Genomic DNA, 26,839 nt, shown 5'->3' with positions numbered 1-26,839 from the left:
GTGCCATGCCGAGCGCTCCGGGCCCGCATCGGCCGGTGGGCTGTGACGGGGCGCACGTCCACGGCGGCGGTTCAGGCGGGTACGCGTACGCCCGCCAGGTTTTCGAGCATGCGCCGGGTGCTCGGGCCGACCACGGCGGCCCAGTCGTCCGGGGCGTCCGCCAGCCAGCGCGCCATCAGCGCGGCGAATCCGGGCACGTGCCGGCCGAGGTCGACCAGGCCCCGGTCGAAATGGGTGGCGCCTTCGGGGGTGCGCACGAGGAGCAGTCCGGTGCGGTGGACGAGTCCGCGGGCCTCCTCCTCGTGGCCGTCGACGTGCTCGGCCACCGCGTGCAGGACGGCGTCCAGGACCGACGGCTCCCGCTCGTGGGCGAACAGGAACTCCAGCAGTTCGCGGCGCAGCGGACGGCAGGCCGGGGTGCCGACGGCGGCGAGGACGGTGGCGAGGGCCGCCCTGACCTGTTCGGGGCCGCCGTCCAGCAGGCCGGTGACGAGGGGCAGCAGGACCGGACGGGCGGTGGGTCCGTGGGCCAGACGGCGGTCGACGTAGGCGGCGAAGGGCCCGGCGGTGTCCGGTCGCAGCCGTACCGCCTCCCGGACCAGGGCGGCCGTACGGCGGGCCAGGGCGGGGGTGGAGACGTCGGCGAGGGCACGCAGTGCCTCTCCGGCGTCGGGGCCGCGCAGCCGGGCCCCGAAGGCCTCCAGGACCGGCTCGGGATGGGTGGCCAGCGCGGGCACCAGGGCGCTCGGCGGGACCCGGGGGTCGCCCTCGGCGAAGTGCCGCAGGGCCGCCGTCAGATGCCGGTCGCGGGTGTGCGGGTCGCGGACCAGGAGGGCGAGGGCACCGCCGTGCAGGGTGCAGTCGGCGGGCCGGGCCAGCAGGGCGAGCGCGGCGTAGCGCAGCAGCTCGCGGTCCGCCCCGGAGCCGACGTGCGGGGCCGCGCGCAGCCCGAACGCGACCGCGGCGACCCGGCGGGCCGGGCGCTCGTCGTGCGCCCAGCGGTCCACGGCCCGGCACAGGGCGGAGGGCTCGTCCTCGGCGAGGGTGGCGAGCAGTTCGTCGGCGCGCCGGTGCGCGCACGACACCAGGACCTCGGTGAGCTCGTCCAGGGCGGCGTGCCGGTGGGTGTGCAGCAGCGCCTGCGCGGCGGTGGCCACGGTCGCGTCGGGCGTCGCGGGCAGCGGCCGCTCGTCGTCGAACCAGTGCGTCAACTGCCTTTGTACGACGGCGGGACGGTCGGCGAGCAGCCGGGACACGGCGTCCAGGTAGCGGGCGCCGGGCGCGGGCGGCGCCTGGTCCGCCAGCACCAGGCGGCGCAGCAGCTGGAGCCGCTCGGTGTCGGGGACCGGTACGGCGGCCCAGAAGTCGGGACCGAACTCGGCCGGAACGGGGCGCTGTTCGCGGCGCATGGCGACGACACGGTCCGCGAGCGCGCGCAGCACCCCGGTGTACGGCGTCGCGTCGGGCACCTGGAGCAGGGTCTGCGCCAGCAGCCGTGCGGCCCACCAGGACTGCGGGTCCCGGTCCAGGGCGTCGGCCAGCTCCGTCATTCGGTGGGCGAGTTGCCCGGTGCCGTGCTGCTGGGCGAGGAGCAGCAGGGCCTGCACGACCGGGCCGACGCGATGACGCGGTACGGGGACGGTGCCGTCCTCCTCCGCGGGGCGTGGCCGGTGGACGAGGGCGTGCAGGGCCTCGTCGAGGTCGAGGTGCGTGCCCTGGATCCAGTCGGCCAGTTCCTCGTGGGCGAAGCGGTATCCGCCGCCGGCCGGGACGAGGAGGCCCTCGGTGAGGACGGCGGAGGCCCAGCCGGTGCCGCCGCCGAGCCGGGCGGGCGCGGGACCCCAGGGAAACACGGCCTCGAAGGAGGCGCGGTCCAGTTCGCCCTGCCCGGGGCCGAGGCTGCGCCGGGCGGCCTCGTGCACCTGTCCGGCGACCCGCGCGGCGAGCCGTCGTACGGCCGTGCCGCGCAGGCCGCTCTCGGCGGCGAGGCGGACCGCGACGCGCAGGCACATGAGGTCGAGGTGGGCGGCGAACACCTCGTGCCGTGCGGCCGGGACGGCGGCGGCCGGGGCGTCCGGGACGGCGGCGCGGACCTCGGACAGCAGGCGCAGGGTGAGCGGGTGCCGGGCGTCGCGCTCGCCGAGCACGCCGTCGGGGATGCCGTAGCGGGCGCGGGCCAGGCGGGCCTCGGCGTCGGTGAGTTCGCCGAGCCGTACGCAGGGCGGAAGCGGCGCGTACGGCTCGGCGGTGTCGCGGGCCTCGTCCGGAGCGGGTTCGGGGGCTGCCGGGCCGGCCGGTGCCCGCGGCGGGCTCACCTGGCCGGCGGGGCCGCTCGGCGGGCCGGGGTGGCGGTGCGGGGCGTGCAGCAGGTCGGCGGGGAATCCGGTGCCGGCGTGCTCCCAGTGCTCCTCCCGGCAGGCGACGACCAGGCGTGCCCCGGTCTCCCGCAGCCAGTCGGCGGTCCTCCCGGTCCACTGCGGCAGCCGGTGGGCGAGGACGGGGGGCATCTCCTCGGGGCCGTCGAGGAGGAGCAGCAGGGGGCGGCCGGCGCGGGCGGCGCAGCGGGCCAGCTGTTCGGGGGTGAGGTCGCCGAGGTCGTCGGGGCGGGCGGAGCGGGAGGCGGCGACGATGCGGGCGGCGCGCTCCAGCGTGCGGCGGGCCGCGTCGGCCACGGAGTCGTCGGTGGCCTCCAGGTCGGCGCCGCGCAGCCACAGCGTGGGTGCGGGCCGCTCCCCCGGCCCGCCGGGCGGCGAGGGCGGCGAGTTCCGTCGTACGGCCGCTGCCCGGTGCGCCGACGAGTCCGAGCACGCTCCGGTCGCCGTCGGTGAAGGCGGTCAACTCGGCCGTGACACCGGCTCGTTCGACGGGTGGCACCACGCCGGCCGCGGCGCGGTGGGGGCCGTCCTGGGCCACCGAGGTGGCGGTCAGCTCCAGCATCCCGGCCGGGTTCAGATCGCTGCCGTAGGCCGGGACGGTGGCCGCGTTGCGGGCGAGGAGCTCGGCCAGCGGGCCGTCGGCGGGCCGCAGGGGCACCGCGAAGCCCGCGTCGGTCCGGGCGCTCTGCAGGGCGGTGCCGAGGACGCCCAGGACCGCGCCGGTGCGGGCGTCGAGCACGGGTCCCCGGCCGCCCCGCCGCCGAGCCGGAGCGCGTCCCGCCCGGCCGTGCCGATGGCCAGCTCCAGGGCGTCCTCGAGGAGGTGGAAGCGGTCGGTGGCGGTATACGTGACCTGCGTGGCGGCCAGCACCCGGGCCTCGCGCCAGCAGCCCGCGGGAAGGCGCACGTAGGTGCCGGCGTCGATGCGCTCGCGCACGGTCAGGGGCAGCGGGGGCACACCCAGGCCCTCGGTGCGCACCAGGGCCAGGTCCAGGTGGGGCAGCGGGACGACGGCGTCGGCGTCGACCACGCAGGTGCGGTCGCCCGCCGCGTGGAGCACGAGCCGGGGCAGCCCGTCGACGGCCTCGTGACTGGTGAGCAGGGTGCCTTCGTGGTCGGCGAGGAAGCCGAGGCCGCGTGGCCGGCCGGCGAGGTCGCGGATCCGGACGAGGACGGTGTCGTCGGGGCAGGCCGTGTCGCGTGGGCCGGCCTCCGCCGACCACCCGGTGTCCCCCGCCGCGTCCGTCCGCGGCTCCTCCGCCGTCGTCCGCCGCGTACCGTCCGCCGCCGTCCGGCGCCCGCCTCCGGTGCGCGGGCCCCGTCCCGTCATGGCCGTACCTCCCCGCCCGTACACGTGCCCTGTTCACGACGGTAGGCGCGCGGTGATCGGCGGGACAGATCGCGCGGGGAACGCGCCCCCTTCCGCTCCCCCCGTTCACTCCGAGCGCCTGCCCGGACGGGTGAATGGGAGCGGACCGCTGGATATCTAAGGGAGGGGGGAACGAGGGGGGACCGTGGAGCGGCGGAGGGGCTACCCCCGTGGCCGGCCGCCGCTCCACGGGCGACCGCACGGGGCGGTGCCCGTGGTGGGCGGCGCGGGGGCGGCGCGGACCGGAGGGGGCCCGCCGCGGACGGCCGGCAGCCGGGACGGCCGGCCGGAGGGGCGGCTGGGCCGTCGGCCGGAGAAGCGGCCGTCAGCCGAAGACGGCCAGGCTCTTCGCCTTGCCCTTGTGCTCCTCGACGAGGGCGAGCAGCCGGCCCTCGGGGCCGAACACGGCGACGGGGCCGCCGCCCGCGTACTCCTCGGGCAGTTCCAGCCGGACACCGTTCAGCAGCAGCCGGGCCCGCTTGGCGTCGACCTCCCAGCGCGGGAAGGCGGCGGAGGCGGCGTCGGCGATCGGCATGACGGTCAGCTCCTGCTGGAGCCGGTCCAGCGTCTTCGCCGCGTCGATCTTGTACGGTCCGACGCGCGTCCGGCGCAGCGCGGTGAGGTGGCCGCCGACGCCCAGGTCCGCGCCGAGGTCACGGGCGAGGGCGCGGATGTAGGTGCCGGAGGAGCAGACCACGGACACGACCAGGTCCAGGACCTGGGTGCCGTCCTCGGCGACGGCGTCCCGGACGTCGTACACCGCGAAGGAGGAGACGGTCACCGGCCGGGCCGGAATGTCGAAGTCCTCGCCGTCGCGGGCCCGCTTGTAGGACCGCACCCCGTTGATCTTGATGGCGCTGACCTTGGACGGCACCTGCATGATGGCGCCGGTCAGCTTGGCGATACCGCTGTCGATGGCGTCCCGGGTCACCCGGGACGCGTCGGCGGCGGAGGTGATCTCGCCCTCGGCGTCGTCGGTGACGGTGTTCTGGCCCAGGCGGATGGTGCCCAGGTACTCCTTCTCGGTCAGCGCGAGGTGGCCGAGGAGCTTGGTGGCGCGTTCGACACCGAGGACCAGGACGCCGGTCGCCATCGGGTCGAGGGTGCCGGCGTGGCCGACGCGGCGGGTCCTGGCGATCCCGCGCATCTTGGCGACCACGTCGTGCGAAGTGAAGCCCGACGGCTTGTCGACGATGACGAGGCCGTCGGGCGTGGTGTGCTTCTGGGTCATTCCGCGGCGTCGCCGTCCGTCTCGGTCGGGTCGGCCGTCTCGTCGGCCGGCTTGCGGTACGGGTCGGCACCGCCCGCGTACGCCGCGCCCGCGGAGGCCTCGCGGACCTTCTCGTCGGACTGCCGCGCCTTGTCGAGGAGGTCCTCGATGGTCCGGGCGGTGTCCGGCAGGGCGTCGGCGACGAAGGCGAGCGTCGGGGTGAACTTCACCCCGGCGGCGCGGCCGACCTCGGAGCGCAGGATGCCCTTGGCGCTCTCCAGGCCCGCGGCAGCGGCCTTCCGCTCCTCTTCGTCCCCGTAGACCGTGTAGAAGACGGTCGCCTCCCGGAGGTCACCCGTGACCCGGGTGTCCGTGATGGTGACGTGCGAGCCGAGCCGCGGGTCCTTGATCCCGCGCTGCAGCTTCTGGGCCACCACCTCCCGGATGAGGTCCGCCAGCCTTTTCGCCCGCGCGTTGTCGGCCACTGGTCCGTCTCCCGTTCTTTCTCTTGCTCGTGATTCTGTGGTCAGTCGTCGTCGCCGTGGAAGCGCCGTCGTACGGACAGCAGCTCCACCTCGGGGCGGGCGGCGACCAGCCGCTCACACCGGTCCAGCACGTCGGTGAGGTGCGCCGCGTCGCCGGAGACCACGGCGAGGCCGATGATCGTCCGCCGGTGAAGGTCCGCGTGATCCACCTCGGCCGCACTCACCGCGTACTTCCGCTGGAGTTCGGCGACGATCGGGCGGACGACGGAGCGCTTCTCCTTCAGCGAGTGCACGTCGCCGAGGAGGAGGTCGAAGGACAGGGTCCCCACGTACATGTGTGACCGGTTAACCCGCCGGTACGGGATCGATGGCCCCGGGACCGTGTGGCCGGGGACATCAAGAACCGTACAACGAAGCGGCCCGCGCGATCGACGGATATTACGCTCCGTGGACCGCGCGTACGGGCCGCAAACGGCGCACCGGCCGACGGGACCGAGGTCCCGTCGGCCGGCACGCACCGCAGGCGTTACGCCCGCGGCTTCTCCCGCATCTCGTACGTCGCGATGACGTCGTCGACCTTGATGTCGTTGAAGTTTCCGAGGTTGATACCACCCTCGTAGCCTTCGCGGATCTCGGTGACGTCGTCCTTGAAGCGACGCAGACCCTCGATGTTGAGGTTCTCGGCGATGACCTTGCCGTCGCGGACGAGGCGCGCCTTGGTGTTGCGCTTGACCTCGCCGGAGCGGATGAGGACACCGGCGATGTTGCCCAGCTTGGACGACTTGAAGACCTCGCGGATCTCCGCCGTACCGAGCTCGACCTCTTCGTACTCCGGCTTGAGCATGCCCTTGAGGGCCGCCTCGATCTCCTCGATCGCCTGGTAGATGACCGAGTAGTACCGGACGTCCACACCCTCGCGCTCGGCCATCTGCGCCGCGCGGCCGGCCGCGCGGACGTTGAAGCCGATCACGATGGCGTCGGAGCCCATCGCCAGGTCGATGTCGGACTCCGTGACCGCACCGACACCACGGTGCAGGACGCGGATGTCGACCTCTTCGCCGACGTCCAGCTGGAGCAGCGAGGACTCGAGGGCCTCGACCGAACCGGAAGCGTCACCCTTGATGATCAGGTTCAGCTGCTGGATCTCGCCGGCCTTGAGCACCTTGTCCAGGTCCTCCAGCGACACGCGGCGCGTGCGCTTGGCGAACGCGGCGTTGCGCTCACGGGCGGCACGCTTCTCGGCGATCTGACGGGCCGTACGGTCCTCGTCCACCACCAGGAAGTTGTCACCCGCACCCGGGACGTTGGTCAGGCCCAGGACCTGGACCGGCGTCGACGGGCCGGCCTCGGCGACGTTGTTGCCGTTGTCGTCGAGCATGGCGCGCACACGGCCGTAGGCGTCGCCCACGACCATCGTGTCGCCGACCCGCAGGGTGCCTCGCTGCACGAGGACCGTCGCCACGGCACCGCGGCCGCGGTCGAGACGGGACTCGATGGAGATGCCCTGCGCGTCCTGGGCCGGGTTGGCCCGCAGGTCGAGCGAGGCGTCGGCCGTGAGGACCACGGCCTCCAGCAGCGAGTCGATGTGCAGACCCTGCTTGGCGGAGATGTCGACGAACATGGTGTCGCCGCCGTACTCCTCGGCCACCAGGCCGTACTCGGTCAGCTGACCGCGCACCTTGGTCGGGTCGGCACCCTCGACGTCGATCTTGTTGACCGCGACCACGATCGGCACGTCGGCCGCCTTGGCGTGGTTCAGCGCCTCGACCGTCTGCGGCATGACGCCGTCGTTGGCCGCGACGACCAGGATCGCGATGTCGGTCGACTTCGCACCACGGGCACGCATGGCGGTGAACGCCTCGTGACCCGGGGTGTCGATGAAGGTGATCTTGCGCTCTTCGTCGTTGACCTCGGTGGAGACCTGGTAGGCACCGATGTGCTGGGTGATGCCGCCGGCCTCGCCCGCGATGACGTTCGTCTTGCGGATGGCGTCGAGCAGTCGGGTCTTACCGTGGTCGACGTGACCCATGACGGTGACGACCGGCGGGCGGACCACCAGGTCCTCCTCGTCGCCCTCGTCCTCGCCGAACTCGATGTCGAAGGACTCGAGCAGCTCGCGGTCCTCCTCCTCGGGGCTGACGATCTGAACCGTGTAGTTCATCTCGTCGGCGAGGAGCTGCAGCGTCTCGTCGGAGACCGACTGCGTGGCCGTGACCATCTCGCCGAGGTTCATCATGACCGCGACGAGCGACGCCGGGTTGGCGTTGATCTTCTCCGCGAAGTCCGTGAGCGACGCGCCGCGGGAGAGGCGGATGGCCTCGCCGTTGCCGCGCGGCAGCATCACGCCGCCGACGCTCGGGGCCTGCATGGCCTCGTACTCCTGGCGCCTCTGCCGCTTCGACTTGCGACCACGACGCGCGGGACCACCGGGACGACCGAAGGCGCCCTGCGTGCCACCGCGGCCACCGGGACCACCCGGACGGCCACCGAAGCCGGGACGACCGCCGCCGCCACCACCGGGACCACCCGGACGGCCGGCGAAGCCGCCGCCACCGCCACCGGGACCACCGGGACGGCCGGCGAAGCCGCCGCCACCGCCACCGGGACGGCCGGCGAAGCCGCCGCCACCCGGACGACCGCCGCCGCCACCACCGGGACGACCGCCGCCACCGGGACCACGGCCACCGGGGCCACCGCCACCGGGACGCGGGCCGGCAGCCGGACGCTGCGGCATCATGCCGGGGTTCGGACGCGGACCGGCCGGGCCGGGACGCGGGCCGCCCTGCGGACGGGGCATGCCGGACGGCGACGGACGGGAACCGCCCGGAGCCTGCGGACGCGGACCGCCGCCCTGCTGGCCGGGAGCCTGCGGACGGGGACCGGCGCCGGGGGCACCGGGGCCGCCCGGACGCGGGCCGCCCTGCGGACGGGGCGCCTGCGGGCGCGCCATGCCGGCGTTGCCACCGGACGTGAAGGGGTTGTTGCCCGGACGCGGGCCGGCCGGACGGGCGCCGGAGCGCGCCTGGCCACCACCGCGCGGACCACCCTGGCCCGGACGGGCCGCCTGGCCCTGCCCCTGGCCGGGAGCCGGACGGCCACCGGGCTTCGGGGCACCCGGACGGGCGCCGGGACGCGGACCCTGCGCGGCCGGAGCCTGCGGGGTCTGCGCGGCCGGAGCCTGCGCGGCGGGAGCCTGCGGCGCCGGAGCGGCCGGCGGAGCGGTGAACTCCGGGGCGGCCGGGGCCGGACGCGGCGCGGGCTTCGGACCCGGGACCGGACGCGGGCCCGAGGCGGCCGGCGCGGGCGCCGACGGAGCCGCGGGCGCGGCCGGCTGCTGGGCAGCGGGGGCCGTCGGGGGCTTGGGAGCCGCCGGCCGCGGCGCAGCCGGACGGGCCGCCTGCGCCGGGGAGGGCGCGGCGGGCTTGGGGGAAGCCTTGCGGGGGGCGGGCTTGCCGGCGGACTTGCCGTTGCCACCGCCCTGGAAGGCGTCGGTCAGCTTGCGTACAACCGGCGCTTCGATGGTCGAAGACGCCGAACGGACGAATTCACCGAGTTCCTGGAGCTTGGCCATGACGACCTTGCTCTCGACACCGAACTCCTTGGCGAGTTCGTAGACCCGGACCTTAGCCACTTCGCTCCTTTGAGGTCCGGGTTGAAGCCGGACCGTCGCTAGTTCATGGGCGTACTCATCGCGTACTCATCGAGTGCTCATCGCAATCTCGACCTGCTTTCGACTCGCGAGGTACCAGGCCGCACGGGGGGTTCCGTACGACACGTCTTACGTCGTCGCCTGTTCGGCAACTGTTGTCCGCTCGACGTATTGGCGCAACGCCTTTGTGTCGAGCGCTCCCGGGACGCGCAGTGCCCGCGGGAACGCCCGGCGGCGTACCGCCTGGTCGAGACAGACCAGGGCGGGGTGTACGTACGCACCCCGGCCGGGCAGCGTACCGCGAGGATCGGGGACGCACGCGTCCTCGATCTTCACGATCCGCAGGAGATCGTTCTTGGCCGCCCGCTCCCGGCACCCCACACAGGTGCGTTCAGGGCATGCTCGGTCGTGCGTCCGGCCAGACACAGCTAAGTCTACCTCCCCGTACCGACCTCACCCCTTTGGGGCAGAGATCGAACGGATGTTGTCGTAATCGAAGCGGCCCGCGGCCGGGATCTATTCCCGGCCGCCGCCGCTCACTGCTCCCGGCTCCGGGCCGGGCCCTGGTCCCCGACCTGCTCGGTGTCGGGACGGATGTCGATCCGCCAGCCGGTGAGGCGGGCGGCGAGGCGGGCGTTCTGCCCCTCCTTGCCGATCGCCAGGGACAGCTGGTAGTCCGGCACCGTCACCCGGGCGGACCGGGCGGCGAGGTCGACGACCTCCACCTTGCTCACCCGAGCGGGTGACAGGGCGTTCGCGACCATCTCCGCCGGGTCGTCCGACCAGTCGACGATGTCGATCTTCTCGCCGTTCAGCTCGCCCATCACGTTGCGCACCCGGCCGCCCATGGGGCCGATGCAGGCGCCCTTGGCGTTCAGGCCCGAACGGGTGGACCGGACGGCGATCTTCGTGCGGTGACCGGCCTCACGGGCGATCGCGGCGATCTCCACGGAGCCATCGGCGATCTCCGGCACCTCCAGGGCGAAGAGCTTCTTCACCAGGGCGGGGTGGGTGCGGGAGAGCGTCACGGAGGGACCGCGGACGCCCTTGGCGACCCGGACGACGTAGCTGCGCAGGCGCATGCCGTGCGGGTAGGTCTCGCCGGGCACCTGCTCCTGCACCGGCAGGATGGCCTCCAACTTGCCGATGTCGACGAGCACGTTCTTCGGGTCGCGGCCCTGCTGGACCACACCGGTGACGATGTCGCCCTCGCGGCCCGCGTACTCGCCGAGCGTGGCGTCGTCCTCGGCGTCGCGCAGCCGCTGGAGGATCACCTGCTTGGCGGTGGTGGCGGCGATCCGGCCGAAACCGGACGGGGTGTCGTCGAACTCGCGGGGCTCCTGGCCCTCCTCGAGGTCCTCCGGGTCCTCCTTCGCCCACACGGTCACATGCCCGGTCTCCCGGTTGAGCTCCACGCGCGCGTGTCGGCGGCTTCCCTCGGTGCGGTGGTAGGCGATGAGGAGGGCCGACTCGATCGCCTCGACCAGCAGGTCGAAGGAGATCTCCTTCTCCCGAACCAAGCCCCGCAGGGCGCTCATGTCGATGTCCACGGCTACGCCTCCTCCTCTTCCTTCATGTCCTTCTTGTCCTTGCGGTTGAACTCGACCTGCACACGCGCCTTGGCGATCTCCGGGAAACCGAGTCTGCGGGAGGTCGCCTTGCGGCCCTTGACCCCGGGGACCTCGACGTCGAGACCGTCCTCGTCGACCTCCAGGATCCTGGCGACCAGCTCGCCGCCCTCGGTCAGCTGGAACTTCACGAGCCGGTCGGTGGCGCGCACGTAGTGCCGCCGCTCGGTGAGGGGGCGCTCGGCGCCCGGGGTCCCGACCTCCAGGTCGTACGCGTCGTCACCCATCGCGTTGGTCTCGTCGAGCTTCGCCGAGAGCGCGCGGCTCACATCGGCGATGGCGTCCAGATCGGCACCGGCGTCGGAGTCGACGACCACCCGCAGCACCCGCTTGCGTCCGACGGAGTCGACAGCGATCTCTTCGAGATCCAGCCCCTGCGAGGTGACGAGCGGTTCCAGCAGCTCTCGCAGCCTCTCGCTCTGGGTGGTGCTCATCCGGGTGACTCCTCGGCCGCGTGTGCTGTTGTGGGATGGGTCGCGTGTCTGGTCAAAGGGTATCCGGTCGCAGGGAGTGTTGCCGTCCACCTGTGTACGGGCGGTGCCGGTGAGTGGTGCGTGAGGGGTGCGCGGGTACGGTGATCACGGGCGCGCCGCCCGAAGCCGTTCTTCCTTTCGTACGAGTTCCCCGAGGACGTCTGCTGTGCCGTACCCTCCGCCGCCGCGCACCCCCTCGGGGCCGCGCAGAAGATCCCTCCTCGCCACGGCCGCCGGTGCCGCCCTGCTGACGGGCTGCTCGACCGGTCCGGACTCAGGCGACGGCCCGTCGGTCACCGCCCGCGCACGCGCCCTCGCGGCCCGCCAGAGCCGGGAGCTGCTGACCCACTACGACGCCGTACTGGCCGCCCATCCGGGACTGGCGGACCGGCTGCGCCCGCTGCGCGCCCAGGTCGCGGCGCACGTCGAGGCGTTCACGGACGGTACGGCGCCCACGCCGGCGAAGTCCTCGGCCGCCCCTCCCACCGTCCCGGCCGACGAGAAGGACGCCCTGTCCGGGCTGGCCGCCGCCGAGCGCGCCCTGGCCGACAAGCGCGCCGGGCAGCTGCTGGACGTACCGGGAGAGCCGGCGCGGCTGCTGGCCTCGGTCGCCGCGGCCGGGGCCGCGCACGCGTACCTGCTGACGCAGAAGGGGGCGAAGTGAGCGGGAAGCACCGCGGCACCGAGCGGGACCGGACCGCCGACAAGGCCGAAGTGGCCGCGCTGCAGGCGGCGTTGGCGGCCGAACACGCGGCGGTGTACGGGTACGGCGTGGTCGGCGGCCGGATCGGCGAGCACGGGCGCACCGAGGCACGGGCCGCCTACGACGCCCACCGGGCGCGCCGGGACGCCCTGGTGCGCGAGGTGCGCGACCTGGGCGGCGAGCCGGTCGCCGCGAGCGCCGCCTACGCGCTGCCGTTCCCGGTGCCGGACGCCGCGGCCGCGGCACGGCTGGCGGCCCGGCTGGAGGAGCGGCTGGCCGGGGTCTACTCGGACCTGGTGCGGGCCGCGACCGGCTCCCGGCGCGGCTCGGCGGCCGGGTCGCTGCGCGAGGCAGCGGTGCGGGCGGTGCGCTGGAGCGGGGAGAGCGTAGCCTTCCCAGGGCTCGCCGAGCGGTCCTCGGCGGAGCAGCCCGGTGCCGCCGGCGCGAACCCGTCGGCCTCCGCCTCGGCGTCCCGGTAGGCGCCCGCGCGGCGGAGCCGGGCCGCACCCGAACAGGCCGAACAGGAAGGGAACGACTCGCGCATGGCTATCGAAGCGCCGCGGCGACTGGTGCGGGCGCTCGGTGAGAGCGCACCGGCCGGGGACGACTGGCTGGCGCGGCTGCCCGGGGCGGCCGAGCGGGCCGTCGCCCGGCGCGGGTCGACCGTCGAGCGGGTCCAGGTACCGGGCGGCCGCAGCAGCCTGGTCCTGCTGGTCCGGCGGGCCGACGGCACCCCGGCGGTCCTGAAGCTGGCCCCGCCGCGGGCCCGGCCCGGGAGCGAGCGGGCGGCGCTCGCGCACTGGGGCGGCCTGGGCGCCGTACAGCTGCTGGAACCGGACGCGGCGGACCCGGCGGACACCGAGGAGGGTGTGCTGCTGCTGGAGCGGCTGCACCCCGATGTGTCGGTGCGCTCGCTGCCGGAGGCGAAGGCACTGCTGGAGGCGGCGGGGACGCTGCGCCGGCTGTGGGTGGAGCCCCCGTCCGGCCATGCCTTCGAGACCGTCGCCGAGCGCACCGGGCGGCAGGCGACGGCCATGCGCGCCGGCGCCGACAGCGCCCCCGACACGGCACCGCTGGTCGACGCGGCCCTCGCGGCCCGCGAGGAGCTGCTGAGCGCGCCGCCCGACCACCGGCTGCTGCACGGCACGTTCCGGCAGAGCAAGGTGCTGGCCGGGGAGCGGATGCCCTGGCTCGCGGTGGGCCCCGACCCGGTCGTCGGCGAGAGCGCCTTCGATCTGGCACGGCTGGTCCGCGACCGGGTCGAGGACCTGATCGCCGCGCCGTCCGGTCCGGCGATCACGCGGCGCCGCATCAAGCGGCTGGCGGAGTCCCTGGAGGTGGACCAGGACCGGCTGCGGGGCTGGACGCTGTTCCGGGCGGTGGAGTCGGGTGTCCGGGCCCTGCGGGTGGGCCGCCCGAAGGACGGCGAACTGCTGCTGGAGTTCGCCGGCTGGCTGTGAGCCCCGCCCGACCCCCGCGCGCACGGACGCGGAAGGCGCCCCCCGGGAGATCCCGGGGGGCGCCTTCACGGGTGCGCCGTTACGCGGTCAGGCGGGCGATGGCGTCCTCGACGGACAGCTCCTCGCGCTCACCCGTCCTGCGGTCCTTCAGCTCCAGCACGCCCTCGCCGGAGCGGCGGCCGGCCACCAGGATCTGCGGGACGCCCATCAGCTCCGCGTCGGTGAACTTCACCCCCGGGGAGACCCCGGCCCGGTCGTCCACCAGGACACGGACGCCCGCGGCGGCCAGCTTCTCGGCGACGTCGAGCGCCAGCTCGGTCTGCAGGGCCTTGCCCGCGGCGACGACGTGCACGTCCGCCGGGGCGACCTCCTTGGGCCAGCACAGACCCTGCTCGTCGGCGGTCTGCTCGGCGAGCGCGGCGACGGCGCGGGAGACGCCGATGCCGTACGAGCCCATGGTCACGCGGACCGGCTTGCCGTTCTGGCCGAGGACGTCGAGCTTGAGGGCGTCGGCGTACTTGCGGCCCAGCTGGAAGATGTGGCCGATCTCGATGGCGCGGTCCAGCTTCAGGCCGGTGCCGCACTTGGGGCAGGGGTCGCCCTCCTGCACCACGACGACGTCCACGTAGGCGTCGACCTCGAAGTCACGGCCGGCGACGACGTTCTTCGCGTGGGTCTGGTCCTTGTTGGCACCGGTGATCCAGGAGGTGCCGGGCGCCACCCGGGGGTCGGCGATGTACGTGACCTTCTCGCCCAGGCCCTGCGGGCCGACGTAACCGCGGACCAGGTCGGGACGGCCGGCGAAGTCCGCCTCGGTGACCATCTCGACGGCCGCCGGGGCGAAGTGCGCCTCGACCTTGCCGAGGTCCACCTCGCGGTCCCCGGGCACGCCGACCGCGACGATCTCGCCGTCCACCTTGACCAGGAGGTTCTTCAGCGTGGCGGAGGCCGGGACGCCGAGGGAGGCGGCCAGCGTCTCGATGGTCGGGGTGTCCGGGGTGGGGATCTCCTCCAGCGCGGGCACGGCCGAGCCGTCCACCGTCCTGAGCTCGTACGAGACCGCCTCGGTGTTCGCCGCGAAGTCGCAGTTCGGGCAGTCGGCGAAGGTGTCCTCGCCGGCCTCGGCCGGGGCCAGGAACTCCTCGGACTTGGAGCCGCCCATCGCGCCGGCCGTGGCGGCGACGATCCGGTAGTCGAGGCCGAGGCGCTCGAAGGTGCGCCGGTAGGCCTCGCGGTGCAGGGCGTAGGACCTGCCCAGACCCTCGTCGTCGAGGTCGAAGGAGTACGAGTCCTTCATGAGGAACTCGCGGCCGCGCAGGATGCCGGCGCGGGGCCGGGCCTCGTCGCGGAACTTGGACTGGATCTGGTAGAGGATCACCGGCAGGTCCTTGTAGGACGTGCACTGGTCCTTGACCAGCAGGGTGAAGATCTCCTCGTGGGTAGGGCCGAGGAGGTAGTCGCCACCCTTGCGGTCCTGCAGGCGGAACAGCTCCTGGCCGTACTCGTCCCAGCGGCCGGTGGCCTCGTAGGGCTCGCGCGGCAGCAGGGCGGGCAGCGAGACCTCCTGGGCGCCGATGGCGTCCATCTCCTCGCGGACGATCCGCTCCACGTTGGCGAGGACCTTCTTGCCGAGGGGCAGCCAGCTCCAGATGCCGGCGGCCGTGCGGCGGACGTATCCGGCGCGGACGAGCAGCTTGTGGCTGAGGACCTCGGCGTCCGCCGGGTCGTCGCGCAGCGTCTTCGCCATCAACTGGGACATGCGCTGGACCGGTGCGTTGGCCATGGTTCTCGTACTCCTGCCAGGTTTTAGGTGATGGCACAGGAGGTTAGCCGGGCTTGCCGCGCGGGCGGAAATCGGTTAACGCCTGCGCAGGGGCAGCGGGGCGCCCATCACCGCGTACGGCCTCGGCGCGCTCGGGAAATGGACCTGGCGGGCGAGGTCGACGTAACCGAGGGAGTGGTAGAGGCCGCGGGCGGGGCTGTCGATGTCGATCGCGGAGAGGATCGAGCGGGGCTCGGCGGCGCTGTCCGTGATGGTGGTGATCAGGCGCCGGCCGATACCGCGGTTCTGGTGGTCGGGGTGCACGTGCAGCTCGGTGATCACGAAGGAGTCGTCGAGCCAGCCGTCGTTGTCCCGGGCCCGGAGGTACGGCTCCACGACCGTGGACCACCAGTGGGTACGGGAGTTGGGCATGCCGTACACGAAGCCGACGAGGAGACCGCCCACGCTCGCGCCGAGGGCCCGCGCGCCCCGGTACTGCATGTGGCGCTGGACGATCTGACGGCGTACGGCGACTTCCTCCGGGCCGAGCCCGAAGGCGACGGCTTGGACGGTCAGGGCCTCGTCGATGCGGGCTGCGAGGTCCAGGGGGCCGATCACGAGGTCCATGCGGGGAGCGTACAGGGCCGTTCGGGTCGGCGGCCGGGCACGAGGCGTTCTCCGCCGCCCGCAGTCACGCGGCGGGCCGGGCCCGCGGGAACGGTTCCGCGACGCTCGGCCGGGCTCAGAACAGCACGCTCATGAAGGCGCCGACCTCCTGGAAGCCGACCCTGAGGTACGTCCTTCGCGCCGAGGTGTTGAAGTCGTTCACGTACAGGCTCACCACCGGGGCGACGTCCGCGAGGGCGTAGCGCAGGACCGCGGCCATGCCCGGCGCCGCCAGGCCCCTCCCCCGGTACTCGGGGGCCACCCACACCCCCTGGATCTGGCACGCCTGGGAGGTCGCCGCGCCGATCTCGGCCTTGAAGACGACCTTGCCGTCGTCGTCGACACGGGCGAAGGAACGGCCGGAGCCGACGAGTTCGGCGACCCGGGCCTGGTAGAGCAGGCCGCCGTCGCCGGCCAGCGGGGAGACGCCGACCTCCTCGGTGAACATCGCGACGCACGCCGGCATGATCGTCTCCATCTCGTCCTTGCGGACGCGGCGGACGTACGGGTCCGGGGCGATGTCGGCGGGCATCCGGTCGGTGACCATGAGCGGCTGGTGGGCGCGGACCTCACGGGCGGGGCCCCACTGCGGCTCCAGCAGCCGCCACAGCTCCGCGGTGGGGCCGGCGGGGCCGACGATGGAGGAGCAGCGGCGGCCGGCCCGCCGGGCCCGGTCGGCGAAGGCCCGGACGGCCCGCGGGGTGGCGCAGATCGGGACCAGGTTGGCGCCGGCGTAGCACAGCGACGTGAGCATGCCGTCCTCGTACCAGCCCCACATCTCGCCGCCGAGGCGCCAGGGGTCCAGTCCGGCGATCTGGACCCGGGAGGCCACGAAGGCGTTCGCCACCGGCTCGCGGTCGAGGACGGCGAGCGCGGCGTCAAGGTCGCTCGGTTCGAGCACCCGTGAGGTGGTCTGGGTCAACACGTGCGGGGCCTCACCCTGGGGGTTCTGCTGGTCCCGGCACTGTACCTCGCTCGTTTGTGCCGCGCTTCGCCTCGTGTCCCGCCCGACGCCGCCTCCCGTTCGCCCGATCCCCGGCGGCCTTGGCGGGAGTTCTCCGGTGCGGGGGCGCGCTGGACCTCACCGGGGTCACCGACAAGCCCGGCCTGACGGACCGCGTCGCCCGGGCCCTCGCGCTGCCCGACTGGTTCGGCCGCAACCGGGATGCGCTGGCCGACTCCCTGTGCGACCACACCGTCTGGCCCGAGGGCGCGGTCGAACAGGGAAGCGCAGAGGTGGCCGGGTCCCGTCCGCCGGGATGGACGGGACTCATGGACGCAGTGGTGGCCTGCCGGCAGGCGCGGTCGGCCCGCCGGGAGGCGCGGTCGGCCCCCTGGCAGGCGCGGTCGGCCCCCTGGCAGGCGCGGTCGGTCCGCTGGAAGGAGCGGTAAGGAGTGGTCGGCTTGCTGGAAGGGCGCGGTCAGTCCGCGACCGAGACCGACGGCTCGCCGGAGGCCACGCCGTCCTTCTCCATCTGCTCGGCCAGCTTCATGGCCTCCTCGATGAGGGTCTCCACGATCTTGGACTCGGGGACGGTCTTGATGACCTCGCCCTTGACGAAGATCTGGCCCTTGCCGTTGCCGGAGGCGACGCCGAGGTCGGCCTCGCGGGCCTCGCCGGGGCCGTTCACGACGCAGCCCATGACGGCGACGCGCAGCGGGACCTCCATGCCGGTCAGACCGGCGGTGACCTCTTCGGCGAGCTTGTAGACGTCGACCTGGGCGCGGCCGCAGGACGGGCAGGAGACGATCTCCAGGCCGCGCTGCTTGAGGTTCAGCGACTCCAGGATCTGCAGGCCGACCTTGACCTCCTCGGCCGGCGGGGCCGACAGGGAGACGCGGATGGTGTCGCCGATGCCCTGGGAGAGCAGGGCGCCGAAGGCGACGGCCGACTTGATGGTGCCCTGGAAGGCGGGGCCGGCCTCGGTGACACCGAGGTGGAGGGGGTAGTCGCACGCCTCGGCGAGCTGGCGGTAGGCCTCGATCATGACGACCGGGTCGTTGTGCTTGACGGAGATCTTGATGTCGCGGAAGTCGTGCTCCTCGAAGAGGGACGCCTCCCACAGCGCGCTCTCGACCAGCGCCTCCGGGGTCGCCTTGCCGTACTTCTGGAGCAGGCGGCGGTCCAGCGAACCGGCGTTGACGCCGATGCGGATCGGGGTGCCGTGCTCCTTGGCGGCCTTGGCGATCTCCCTGACCTTGTCGTCGAACTGCTTGATGTTGCCCGGGTTCACGCGGACCGCGGCGCAGCCGGCCTCGATGGCCGCGAAGACGTACTTGGGCTGGAAGTGGATGTCCGCGATCACCGGGATCTGGGACTTCCTCGCGATGGTCGCGAGGGCGTCGGCGTCGTCCTGGGTGGGGCACGCCACGCGGACGATCTGGCAGCCGGACGCGGTCAGCTCGGCGATCTGCTGGAGGGTGGCGCCGATGTCGGACGTCCGGGTCGTGGTCATCGACTGGACCGAGACGGGCGCGTCTCCGCCGACCGCCACGGTCCCGACCTGGATCTGCCGGCTCTTCCGGCGCTCGGCGAGCTTGGTCGGAACGGACGGCATGCCGAGAGAAATCGCAGTCATCTGCTGTGCAACCCCAAGTCGTGGATCAAGGTCCGGTCCCGTGGACGGCGGGCTCCAGGCTTCGAGATTACGTCACCGCCCCGGGCGACAGCACATCCCACCCGCCAAACCCACCCGATGGAAGGGGCCCGGAACCAGAGGGTCCCGGGCCCCTGTCGAACAGCGTGGGGCTAGGAGATTTTGACGGGGTTAACGACATCCGCGATCAGGACGAGGATGGTGAAGCAGACGAAGATTCCGGCCACCACGTAGGCCACCGGCATCAGCTTGGCCACGTCGAACGGGCCGGGGTCCGGGCGGCGCAGGATGCGGGCCAGGTTGCGCCGCAGGGACTCCCAGAGCGCGCCCGCGATGTGCCCGCCGTCGAGCGGGAGCAGCGGGAGCATGTTGAACAGGAACAGCGACAGGTTGAAGCCGGCGAGCAGCATCACGAACATCGCCACCTGCTGGGAGGCGGGGATGTCGAGGGTGGCGATGTCGCCGGTGATGCGGGCCGCGCCGACGATGCCCATCGGGGAGTCCGGCTCGCGCGGGCCGTCGCCGAAGGCGGCGTCCCACAGGGCCGGGATCTTCCCGGGCAGGGCGGCGAGGGAGTCGACGGCGTCGCCGACCCGGTCGGTCATCCAGGTGACGGAGTCCCCGAAGTCCAGCTTGACCACGCCGGTGGCGGAGCTGAAGCCGAGGAAGCCGGCCTTGACGTACTTGCCTTGGACGTAGGTGCCGCTGGAGTCCTTCTTGGCGACCAGGTTGGTGGCGATCTTCGCGTGCAGGGTCAGCTGCTTGCCGTCCCGCTCGACGACGATCGGCACGGTTTTGCCGGCGCTGTCGCGGATGAGGTCCGAGAGGGTGTTCCAGTTCTCGGTGGGCCTGCCGTCGAAGGAGACGATCCGGTCCCGCTTCTGCATGCCGGCGGCCTGGGCCGGGGAGGCCGGGTCGGACTTCTTGCAGCTGTCGCGGTTCTCGCTCTGGGAGATGACGCAGGGCGAGACGGAGGCGACGGTGGTGGTCTGCTGCTGGATGCCGAAGCCCATGAGCACGGTGAAGAACAGGGCGACCGCGAGGACCAGGTTCATGAACGGTCCCGCGAACATGACGATGACCCGCTTCCACGGTTTGCGCGTGTAGAACATGCGCGTCTCGTCACCGGCCTCGAGCTCCTCGAAGGCCGCCGAGCGGGCGTCCTCGATCATGCCGCGCCACGGTGAGGTGGAGCGGGCCGAGACCCGGCCCTGGTCGTCGGGCGGGAACATGCCGATCATGCGGATGTAACCGCCGAGCGGGACGGCCTTGATGCCGTACTCGGTCTCGCCCTTCCTCCGTGACCAGACGGTCGGGCCGAAGCCGACCATGTACTGCGGGACGCGGATGCCGAAGAGCTTGGCCGTGGACAGGTGCCCCAGCTCGTGCCACGCGATGGAGACGAGCAGGCCGACCGCGAAGACCACTATGCCGAGGATGAACATCAGGGTCGTCATGCACGCGCCTCCGCGGTCGCCGTCGTGGCTGTGAGTTCACGGGCCCGGGCTCGCGCCCAGGTCTCCGCTTCGAGGACGTCCGACACGGTGAGTGAAGTTCCCGTGGCCGGGGTGCCGTGTTCCTCGACCACCCGGGTGACGGTCTCCATGATGCCGTTGAAGGGCAGCGCGCCGCCCAGGAAGGCTTCGACGCACTCCTCGTTGGCCGCATTGAACACCGCCGGAGCGGTGCCCGCGAGCTGCCCCACGTGCCGGGCGAGGTTCACCGAGGGGAAGGCCTCGTTGTCCAGCGGGAAGAATTCCCATGTGGAGGCCTTGCTCCAGTCGAAGGCGGGCGCCGCGTCCGGGACGCGTTCGGGCCAGCCCAGTCCGATGGCGATGGGCCCGCGCATGTCGGGGGGCGTCGCCTGGGCGATCGTGGATCCGTCGGTGAACTCGACCATCGAGTGGACATACGACTGGGGATGCACGACCACCTCAATGCGGTCGAAGGGAATGTCGTAGAGGAGGTGTGCCTCGATGACTTCCAGACCCTTGTTGACGAGGGTGGCCGAGTTGATCGTGATGACCGGGCCCATCGCCCAGGTGGGGTGCGCGAGGGCGTCCTGGACGGTGACGTCCGCCAGCTCGTCCCTGGTCCGGCCGCGGAAGGGGCCGCCGGATGCGGTGACGACCAGCTTGCGCACGTCGGCGCGGGTGCCGGCGGCCAGGGACTGGAAGAGGGCGGCGTGCTCGGAGTCGACCGGGATGATCTGGCCGGGCTTGGCGAGTGCCTTGACCAGCGGGCCGCCGACGATCAGCGACTCCTTGTTGGCCAGTGCGAGGGTGCGGCCGGCTTCCAGGGCGGCGAGAGTGGGCGCGAGGCCGATGGAGCCGGTGATGCCGTTGAGCACGGTGTGGCAGGGGGAGGCGGCGACCTGGGTGGCCGCGTCCGGTCCGGCGAGGATCTCGGGCAGCGGCTCCCCGGCGCCGTACTCGGCGGCGAGCGCCTCGCGCAGGGCGGGTACGGCGTCCTCGCGGGCGACCGCGACGGTCCGCACCCGCAGCCGGCGCGCCTGCTCGGCGAGGAGGGCGACCCGGCCGCCGTTCGCGGAGAGGGCGGTGACGCGGAAGCGGTCGGGGTTGCGCAGCACGAGGTCGATGGCCTGGGTGCCGATGGATCCGGTGGAGCCGAGGATCACCACGTCCTTGGGGCCGTCCCCGGCGAGGGGGTCGTAGACGAGGTGCGGGTCGGCGAGGGGTGCCGGACGGGCGGGACTGTCGGTCATCCCCCCATTGTTGCCGCAAGCGCGCGGTGTCAGGACAGCGCGGTCCCTCGGGTGGGTGGGCGGGCGGCGGGCGTTGCCGGGTGAACGGTCGTACATCGCGTCGAACGCCGCCCTGTATGCGGCTTTTACCCCTCTCCTGAACCCGCGTGAAGGACGAGCCGTCGCACACATGCCCGGGTGCCGCACCGCCCCTACGGCGGACGGGTGCGGAACCCGGGCGGCGGGGACTACTGGCCGCCGAAGGGACGGCGGGCGTTCTCCCGCTCGGAGGGTCCGGGGGTCGCGTCGGCGATCCAGGGTCCGTCACCGGAGGGGTCGACGATGCCCTCCTCCAGCCACGCGTAGGCGCCGCCGAGGACGCCCTTGACCACCTTGCGGTCGACGTCGTCGGTGTTGGTCCACAGCCGGCCGAAGAGCTCCTCGATCCGGATGCGGGCCTGGCGGCAGAAGGCGTCGGCGAGCTGGTAGGCCTCGCGGCCGTGCTCGCCCCGGCCGCGCAGCAGTTCGGCCCGGACGCAGGCCGCGCTCATCGCGAACAGCTCGGCGCCGATGTCGACGATCCGGCCGAGGAAGCCCTGCTTGGTCTCCATCCGGCCCTGCCAGCGGGACATGGCGTAGAAGGTGGAGCGGGCCAGCTTGCGGGCGGTGCGCTCGACGTAGCGGAGGTGGCCGGAGAGATCGACACCGTTCTTGAACTCGCCGTACGAGGTGGGCAGTTGTCCGGGTCCGGCGACCAGTTTGGGCAGCCACTTGGCGTAGAAGACACCCGCGTTGGCGCCCGCCTTCGCCTTGTCGGACAGGGACTTGTCGGGGTCGATGAGGTCACCGGCGACCGACAGGTGGGCGTCGACCGCCTCGCGGGCGATGAGGAGGTGCATGATCTCCGTCGAGCCCTCGAAGATGCGGTTGATCCGCAGGTCGCGCAGGATCTGCTCGGCCGGGACCGCGCGCTCGCCCCGCTCGCGCAGCGACTCGGCGGTCTCGTAGCCGCGGCCGCCGCGGATCTGGACCAGTTCGTCGGCCATGAGCCAGGCCATCTCGGAGCCGTACAGCTTGGCGAGGGCGGCCTCGATGCGGATGTCGTTGCGGTCCTCGTCGGCCATCTGCGAGGACAGGTCGAGTACGGCCTCCAGGGCGAAGGTGGTGGCCGCGATGAAGCTGATCTTCGAGCCGACGGCCTCGTGCAGGGCGACCGGCTTGCCCCACTGCTCGCGCTCGGCGGCCCACTCGCGGGCGATCTTCAGGCACCACTTGCCGGCCCCGGCGCACATCGCGGGCAGCGAGAGCCGGCCGGTGTTGAGGGTGGTGAGCGCGATCTTCAGGCCGGCGCCCTCGGGCCCGATGCGGTTGGCTGCGGGGACCCGGACCTGGTGGAAGCGGGTGACGCCGTTCTCGATGCCGCGCAGGCCCATGAAGGCGTTGCGGTTCTCGACGGTGATGCCCTCGGAGCCGGCCTCGACGACGAAGGCGGTGATGCCGCCCTTGTGGCCTTCGGACTTCGGCACCCGCGCCATGACCACGAGCAGGTCGGCGACGACCCCGTTGGTGGTCCACAGCTTGACCCCGTCGAGGACGTAGTCGTCGCCGTCGGGTACGGCGGTGGTGGCGAGCCGGGCCGGGTCGGAGCCGACGTCCGGTTCGGTGAGCAGGAACGCGGAGATGTCGGTGCGGGCGCAGCGCGGCAGGAAGGCGTCCTTCTGCTCCTGGGTGCCGAACATCTTGAGCGGCTGCGGTACGCCGATCGACTGGTGGGCGGAGAGCAGGGCGCCGACGGCGGGGCTCACGGAGCCGACGAGGGCGAGGGCCTTGTTGTAGTAGAGCTGGGTGAGGCCGAGACCGCCGTACTTGGGGTCGATCTTCATGCCGAGCGCGCCGAGCTCCTTGAGCCCGGTGACGACCTCGTCGGGGATGCGGGCCTCGCGCTCGATGCGCGCGGAGTCGATCCCCGACTCGCAGAAGGCGCGCAGTTTGGTGAGGAACTCCTCGCCGCGCCGGACCGACTCGTCGTCGGGGAGCGGGTGCGGGTGGATGAGGTCGAGCCGGAAGCGCCCGAGGAACAGCTCCTTGGCGAAGCTGGGCTTGTGCCAGTCCTGTTGCCGGGCGGCCTCCGCCACCTGACGTGCCTCGCGCTCTGTGACGTTGGTGCGTGGGGTGGTGGTGGCGGACATTGAGGCTCACCTCGCCGCTGAGAGGGACGATTGGGACCGTTCGTTACCGACCAGTGCTACTGGATCGTTGGTACCCGAAACGGCCGCACGTCACCACCCCTCGCGGTCCGATCGGGTCGATGACGCGCCCGCAGCCGCGGGCGTCGCGGCCCGCAACAGGAACGGCCGCAGCCCCCGCACAGTGGGCTGCGGCCGTTCTGTCCGACCTGTCCGTGGCAGGTCAGAGCGCGAGACCGGTGAGGACCAGCACGCGCTCGTAGGTGTAGTCCTCCATGGCGAACCGGACGCCCTCGCGGCCCACGCCGGACTGCTTGGCGCCGCCGTACGGCATCTGGTCGGCACGGTAGGACGGGACGTCGCCGATCACCACGCCACCGACCTCGAGGGCGCGGTGGGCACGGAAGGCGACCTGCAGGTCGTGGGTGAACACGCCTGCCTGGAGGCCGTACTTGGAGCTGTTGACCGCGGCGAAGGCCTCGGCCTCGCCGTCCACCTTCTGCACGGTGAGGACCGGTCCGAAGACCTCCTCGCAGGCGAGGGTGGCGTTCGCGGGCACGTCGGTGAGGACGGTCGGCGCGTAGGAGGCGCCGTCGCGGTCGCCGCCGGTGTGCAGCGTGGCGCCGGCCTCGACCGCCTCCTTGACCCACGACTCGACGCGCTTGGCGGCGTCCTCGCTGACCAGCGGGCCGACGTCGGTCTTGTCGTCGGTGGGGTCACCGGTGACCTGGGCCTCGACGGCGGCCACGACGCGCGGCAGCAGCCGGTCGTAGACGGACGCGTCGGCGATCACGCGCTGCACGGAGATGCAGGACTGGCCGCCCTGGTAGTTGGAGAAGGTCGCGATGCGGGTCGCGGCCCAGTCCAGGTCGGCGTCGCTCGCGAAGTCGCCGAGGACGACGGCCGCGCCGTTGCCGCCCAGCTCCAGGGTGCAGTGCTTGCGCGGCACCGAGTCCATGATCGCGTAGCCGACCTTCTCGGAACCGGTGAAGGAGATGACCGGCAGGCGCTCGTCCTGGACCAGGGCGGGCATGCGGTCGTTGGCGACCGGCAGGATCGACCAGGAGCCGGCGGGCAGCTCGGTCTCGGCGAGCAGGTCACCGATGATCAGACCGGAGAGCGGGGTGGCCGGGGCCGGCTTCAGGATGATCGGGGCGCCGGCGGCGATCGCCGGGGCGACCTTGTGGGCGCACAGGTTCAGCGGGAAGTTGAACGGCGCGATGCCGAGGACGACGCCCTTCGGGAAGCGGCGGGTGAGCGCCAGACGGCCCTGGCCGCCGGCGTCGGTGTCGAGGCGCTGGGCCTCGCCGCCGTTGAAGCGGCGGGCCTCCTCGGCGGCGAACCGGAACACGGAGACGGCACGGCCGACCTCGCCCCGGGCCCACTTGATCGGCTTGCCGTTCTCGGCGGAGATCAGCTGGGCGATCTCCTCCGTGCGCTCGGCCAGCCGCTTGCTGACGTGGTCGAGGGCGGCGGCACGTACGTGCGCCGGGGTGGCGGCGAACTCGTCCCGCACGGCGTACGCGGCGGCCACGGCCTCCTCGACCTGGGCGTCGTTCGGCACGCTGACCTTGCCGACGAGACGACCGTCCCACGGGGAGGTGACGTCGAAGGTGTCCTCGCCGATGACCTGGCGGCCGGCGAGCCAGAAGGCGTGGGTGGAAGTCATATGCGAGTCCCGGCCCTTCCGCGTTGGGGGTGTGCTTTCGGTTCGCTGTCCACGGTAGGGCGGCCCCGGCCGAGGGTCGCTTGTCCGAGTCGTAGCAGTCGCGGCGGGGGGTACGCCGGAATGGCGGGGTCGGTGAGGAGTGGGTCGGGGTGCCTACAGCCAAGGTGCCCGGCAGCCTGGGTGCTGGACACGCGAGCCGTCCCTCCCCGTGTCCGGGCCGGCTACTCCGTCGTCGTCGCCTTCAGGGCGAGCCACAGTTCCATCCGGACGTCCGGGTCGTCCAGGGAGCGGCCGAGGATCTCCTCGACGCGGCGCATCCGGTAGCGCAGCGTGTGCCGGTGGACGCCGAGGTCCGCGGCGGCCGCGTCCCACTGGCCGTGCCGTGACAGCCACGCCCGCAGCGAGGCGACCAGGTCCCCCCGGCCGGTCGCGTCGTGCTCGTGCAGCGCCCGCAGCAACCCGTCGGCGAACGCCTTCACCGCGTCGTCGGCCAGCAGCGGCAGCACGGAGCCCGCGGCCAGCTGCTCGTGCTCCACGAACCCCCGGCCCCGCCGTCGCGCCACCGACAACGCCTGCTCGGCCTGTTTGTAGGCCGCCGCCGCGGCGATCGGCCCGGTGGGCGCGGAGAGGCCCACGACCAGCTCGTACTCCTCCGCGACCGCCTGCTCGGGCACCGCCCGTGCCGCTTCGAGCGCCATCGCGTACTCCACGCACGCGGCCACCGCCGCGCCCTCGTCCGCGGCGAGCACCACCAGCCGCTCGCCCTCGGGCACGACCAGCACGGCCTCGCCGGAGCGCGCGGCGGCGGACTCCACGGTCTCCGTGAGAGCGCCCAGCGGATCACCGCCCGCGTCGACGGCGTCCGGCGCGGCCGCGCCGGACTTGGCCGCGGTGACGGACTTGGCGGCGGTGACCGGCGTCCGCGCGGCCGGCCCCGGCAGCGACTCGGCGACGATCATGCGGAAGGGCGCGTCGAGCAGCCCGCCGTACAGGTCCCCGGCGACGGCGCGGGCGTGGTCGGGCTCCCCGGCGAGCAGCATGCGCAGCACCGCCGTGCCGATCCGCTGCTCGGCCGCCTGCAGGGAGCGGGACCGCTCGGTGACGAGGGTGAGCAGGGCGATGGCGGAGTGGACGGCGTAGCGCTCGGCTGTGCCGAGCGCGGCGGCCGTGCCGACGGCTAGCGCGGCCCGGGGCGGCGGCCGGTGCCCAGCGAGTGCAGTTCGACCCGGTCCTCGTGCTCGGGTCCGCCGACGACGGAGGAGGCGGGCGCGGGCCGCTCCCGGAGCCGCTCGACCTCGGCGGTCAGCCGGGCGGCGCGCCGGCCGGCCCACTCCGGTGCGGCGGCGACGACGGCGCCCGAGGCGTCGTACAGGGCGGCCCAGCCGTCCACCTGTACGGCGAGGGCGGTGAGGAGTCCTTCCGGGCCGGCGTTGAGGGCCTGCCTGGTCAGTTCGCGCTGGGCGGCGAAGCCCGCCGTGACCGCGCGGTACTGGTCGGCGGCGATCGCCGCGGACACGGCCTTGCTGATGGCGAGGAAGGGGGTGCGGCGGGGGACCTCAAGCAGCGGCAGGCCCTCCTGGGCGCAGGCGTCGACCAGGGCCTTCGGGATGTCCTCGTAGTTGACGCCGACGGCGAAGCCGAGTCCGACGACGCCCGCGCCGACCAGTCGCCGCACGTAGCGGCGCATGGCCTCCGGATCGTCCGCGTCCAGCTTGAGCGCGGTGATCAGCAGCAGCTCGCCGCCCTCCATGTAGGGGACGGGGTCGGCCAGCTCGCTGACGTGCGCCCAGCGGACGGGCACGTCGAGGCGGTCCTCGCCCGCGCGCACGGTCAGCTTGAGCGCGGAGTGGTGGACGAGCGAGGCGAGGGTCGGGGGCATGGGGCCTTCACGGTGAGCCGGACAC

General features: G+C 73.2%; 20 protein-coding genes and 2 pseudogenes. 4 read left to right on the top strand and 18 right to left on the bottom strand.

The genetic code is table 11. The features are described from left to right. Positions 1–71: 71 nt before the first annotated feature. The 8 genes and pseudogenes from N8I86_RS27545 to rimP form a co-directional block, all read right to left on the bottom strand. Positions 72–3,704: pseudogene (locus N8I86_RS27545) on the bottom strand (trypsin-like peptidase domain-containing protein). 364 nt (positions 3,705–4,068) lie between these two features. Beyond that, positions 4,069–4,974, bottom strand: a complete 906-nt coding sequence (truB, locus tag N8I86_RS27540) for a tRNA pseudouridine(55) synthase TruB (protein WP_263278935.1) — start codon at positions 4,972–4,974, stop codon at positions 4,069–4,071. Continuing rightward, positions 4,971–5,438: a 30S ribosome-binding factor RbfA gene (gene rbfA / locus N8I86_RS27535; protein WP_073890134.1), complete on the bottom strand. Its 468-nt coding sequence runs from the start codon at positions 5,436–5,438 to the stop codon at positions 4,971–4,973. The genes truB and rbfA overlap by 4 nt, the downstream gene beginning before the upstream one ends. Positions 5,439–5,479: 41 nt before the next feature. Next, complete coding sequence (locus N8I86_RS27530; protein ID WP_073890132.1) at positions 5,480–5,773, bottom strand: DUF503 domain-containing protein; 294 nt, start codon at positions 5,771–5,773, stop codon at positions 5,480–5,482. A 191-nt stretch (positions 5,774–5,964) separates the two neighbouring features. Then, a complete protein-coding gene (gene infB, locus N8I86_RS27525) occupies positions 5,965–9,069 on the bottom strand; it encodes a translation initiation factor IF-2 (RefSeq protein ID WP_073890130.1) in 3,105 nt (1,034 codons plus the stop codon). Between the two features lie 147 nt (positions 9,070–9,216). Continuing rightward, positions 9,217–9,513 (bottom strand): YlxR family protein, encoded by a 297-nt coding sequence (locus N8I86_RS27520; protein WP_093474258.1) that lies wholly within the window; start codon positions 9,511–9,513, stop codon positions 9,217–9,219. 110 nt (positions 9,514–9,623) lie between these two features. Continuing rightward, a complete protein-coding gene (nusA, locus tag N8I86_RS27515; protein WP_073890126.1) occupies positions 9,624–10,637 on the bottom strand; it encodes a transcription termination factor NusA in 1,014 nt (337 codons plus the stop codon). Positions 10,638–10,639: 2 nt separating this feature from the next. Further along, a complete protein-coding gene (gene rimP / locus N8I86_RS27510; RefSeq protein ID WP_073890125.1) occupies positions 10,640–11,149 on the bottom strand; it encodes a ribosome maturation factor RimP in 510 nt (169 codons plus the stop codon). A 205-nt stretch (positions 11,150–11,354) separates the two neighbouring features. Here rimP and N8I86_RS27505 point away from each other — a divergent pair, with 205 nt between their 5' ends. The 3 genes from N8I86_RS27505 to N8I86_RS27495 all read left to right on the top strand — a co-directional run bounded on the left by N8I86_RS27505 (position 11,355) and on the right by N8I86_RS27495 (position 13,351). Continuing rightward, positions 11,355–11,852 (top strand): hypothetical protein, encoded by a 498-nt coding sequence (locus N8I86_RS27505; RefSeq protein ID WP_263278934.1) that lies wholly within the window; start codon positions 11,355–11,357, stop codon positions 11,850–11,852. Continuing rightward, on the top strand, positions 11,849–12,370 hold the full coding sequence (locus N8I86_RS27500; protein WP_185091221.1) for a ferritin-like domain-containing protein: 522 nt from the start codon (positions 11,849–11,851) through the stop codon (positions 12,368–12,370). The genes N8I86_RS27505 and N8I86_RS27500 overlap by 4 nt, the downstream gene beginning before the upstream one ends. Before the next feature lie 63 nt (positions 12,371–12,433). Then, entirely contained in the window at positions 12,434–13,351 is a 918-nt protein-coding gene (locus tag N8I86_RS27495; RefSeq protein WP_073890118.1) for an aminoglycoside phosphotransferase family protein, read from the top strand. Between the two features lie 79 nt (positions 13,352–13,430). Here the strand turns inward: N8I86_RS27495 and N8I86_RS27490 are convergent, their stop codons facing one another. The 3 genes from N8I86_RS27490 to N8I86_RS27480 all read right to left on the bottom strand — a co-directional run bounded on the left by N8I86_RS27490 (position 13,431) and on the right by N8I86_RS27480 (position 16,704). Beyond that, positions 13,431–15,134, bottom strand: coding sequence for a proline--tRNA ligase (locus N8I86_RS27490; protein WP_073890117.1), 1,704 nt, complete (start codon positions 15,132–15,134; stop codon positions 13,431–13,433). 75 nt (positions 15,135–15,209) lie between these two features. Further along, positions 15,210–15,740: a GNAT family N-acetyltransferase gene (locus N8I86_RS27485; RefSeq protein WP_073890115.1), complete on the bottom strand. Its 531-nt coding sequence runs from the start codon at positions 15,738–15,740 to the stop codon at positions 15,210–15,212. Between the two features lie 115 nt (positions 15,741–15,855). Further along, on the bottom strand, positions 15,856–16,704 hold the full coding sequence (locus tag N8I86_RS27480) for a GNAT family N-acetyltransferase (protein WP_073890113.1): 849 nt from the start codon (positions 16,702–16,704) through the stop codon (positions 15,856–15,858). Between the two features lie 119 nt (positions 16,705–16,823). Here N8I86_RS27480 and N8I86_RS27475 point away from each other — a divergent pair, with 119 nt between their 5' ends. Continuing rightward, positions 16,824–17,171, top strand: a complete 348-nt coding sequence (locus tag N8I86_RS27475) for a barstar family protein (protein WP_263278933.1) — start codon at positions 16,824–16,826, stop codon at positions 17,169–17,171. A gap of 29 nt (positions 17,172–17,200) precedes the next feature. Here the strand turns inward: N8I86_RS27475 and ispG are convergent, their stop codons facing one another. The 7 genes and pseudogenes from ispG to N8I86_RS39430 form a co-directional block, all read right to left on the bottom strand. Further along, complete coding sequence (gene ispG / locus N8I86_RS27470) at positions 17,201–18,358, bottom strand: flavodoxin-dependent (E)-4-hydroxy-3-methylbut-2-enyl-diphosphate synthase (protein ID WP_073890111.1); 1,158 nt, start codon at positions 18,356–18,358, stop codon at positions 17,201–17,203. Between the two features lie 170 nt (positions 18,359–18,528). Next, positions 18,529–19,833 (bottom strand): M50 family metallopeptidase, encoded by a 1,305-nt coding sequence (locus tag N8I86_RS27465; RefSeq protein WP_073890109.1) that lies wholly within the window; start codon positions 19,831–19,833, stop codon positions 18,529–18,531. Next, positions 19,830–21,101 carry a 1-deoxy-D-xylulose-5-phosphate reductoisomerase gene (dxr, locus tag N8I86_RS27460; protein WP_073890108.1) on the bottom strand — a complete coding sequence of 424 codons (1,272 nt, stop codon included), beginning with the start codon at positions 21,099–21,101 and terminating at the stop codon, positions 19,830–19,832. The genes N8I86_RS27465 and dxr overlap by 4 nt, the downstream gene beginning before the upstream one ends. Before the next feature lie 227 nt (positions 21,102–21,328). Further along, entirely contained in the window at positions 21,329–23,269 is a 1,941-nt protein-coding gene (locus tag N8I86_RS27455; RefSeq protein ID WP_073890106.1) for an acyl-CoA dehydrogenase family protein, read from the bottom strand. A 220-nt stretch (positions 23,270–23,489) separates the two neighbouring features. Further along, positions 23,490–24,935, bottom strand: coding sequence for an aldehyde dehydrogenase family protein (locus N8I86_RS27450; protein ID WP_073890104.1), 1,446 nt, complete (start codon positions 24,933–24,935; stop codon positions 23,490–23,492). Positions 24,936–25,156: 221 nt separating this feature from the next. Further along, a complete protein-coding gene (locus tag N8I86_RS39435) occupies positions 25,157–25,894 on the bottom strand; it encodes a PucR family transcriptional regulator (protein ID WP_404830881.1) in 738 nt (245 codons plus the stop codon). Next, a pseudogene (locus N8I86_RS39430) lies at positions 25,871–26,814 on the bottom strand (PucR family transcriptional regulator ligand-binding domain-containing protein); the annotation flags it as partial. The pseudogene N8I86_RS39430 and the gene N8I86_RS39435, both read right to left, overlap by 24 nt. Positions 26,815–26,839: the final 25 nt, after the last annotated feature.

It is taken from the genome of Streptomyces albidicamelliae (genome assembly GCF_025642175.1).
GTDB classification, from domain to species: Bacteria; Actinomycetota; Actinomycetes; order Streptomycetales; family Streptomycetaceae; genus Streptomyces; species Streptomyces albidocamelliae.
Note: the sequence above shows the minus strand (reverse complement) of the source record. Positions and strands in the feature narration are given on the sequence as shown.

What these genes read in the sequence shown, in the direction of transcription:
- truB (WP_263278935.1), bottom strand. Translation starts at nt 4,974, where the DNA reads ATGACCCAGAAGCACACCACGCCCGACGGCCTCGTCATCGTCGACAAG.
- N8I86_RS27530 (WP_073890132.1), bottom strand. Translation starts at nt 5,773, where the DNA reads ATGTACGTGGGGACCCTGTCCTTCGACCTCCTCCTCGGCGACGTGCAC.
- rimP (WP_073890125.1), bottom strand. Translation starts at nt 11,149, where the DNA reads ATGAGCACCACCCAGAGCGAGAGGCTGCGAGAGCTGCTGGAACCGCTC.
- N8I86_RS27495 (WP_073890118.1), top strand. Translation starts at nt 12,434, where the DNA reads ATGGCTATCGAAGCGCCGCGGCGACTGGTGCGGGCGCTCGGTGAGAGC.
- N8I86_RS27490 (WP_073890117.1), bottom strand. Translation starts at nt 15,134, where the DNA reads ATGGCCAACGCACCGGTCCAGCGCATGTCCCAGTTGATGGCGAAGACG.
- N8I86_RS27485 (WP_073890115.1), bottom strand. Translation starts at nt 15,740, where the DNA reads ATGGACCTCGTGATCGGCCCCCTGGACCTCGCAGCCCGCATCGACGAG.
- ispG (WP_073890111.1), bottom strand. Translation starts at nt 18,358, where the DNA reads ATGACTGCGATTTCTCTCGGCATGCCGTCCGTTCCGACCAAGCTCGCC.
- N8I86_RS27465 (WP_073890109.1), bottom strand. Translation starts at nt 19,833, where the DNA reads ATGACGACCCTGATGTTCATCCTCGGCATAGTGGTCTTCGCGGTCGGC.
- dxr (WP_073890108.1), bottom strand. Translation starts at nt 21,101, where the DNA reads ATGACCGACAGTCCCGCCCGTCCGGCACCCCTCGCCGACCCGCACCTC.
- N8I86_RS27455 (WP_073890106.1), bottom strand. Translation starts at nt 23,269, where the DNA reads ATGTCCGCCACCACCACCCCACGCACCAACGTCACAGAGCGCGAGGCA.
- N8I86_RS27450 (WP_073890104.1), bottom strand. Translation starts at nt 24,935, where the DNA reads ATGACTTCCACCCACGCCTTCTGGCTCGCCGGCCGCCAGGTCATCGGC.
- N8I86_RS39435 (WP_404830881.1), bottom strand. Translation starts at nt 25,894, where the DNA reads ATGATCGTCGCCGAGTCGCTGCCGGGGCCGGCCGCGCGGACGCCGGTC.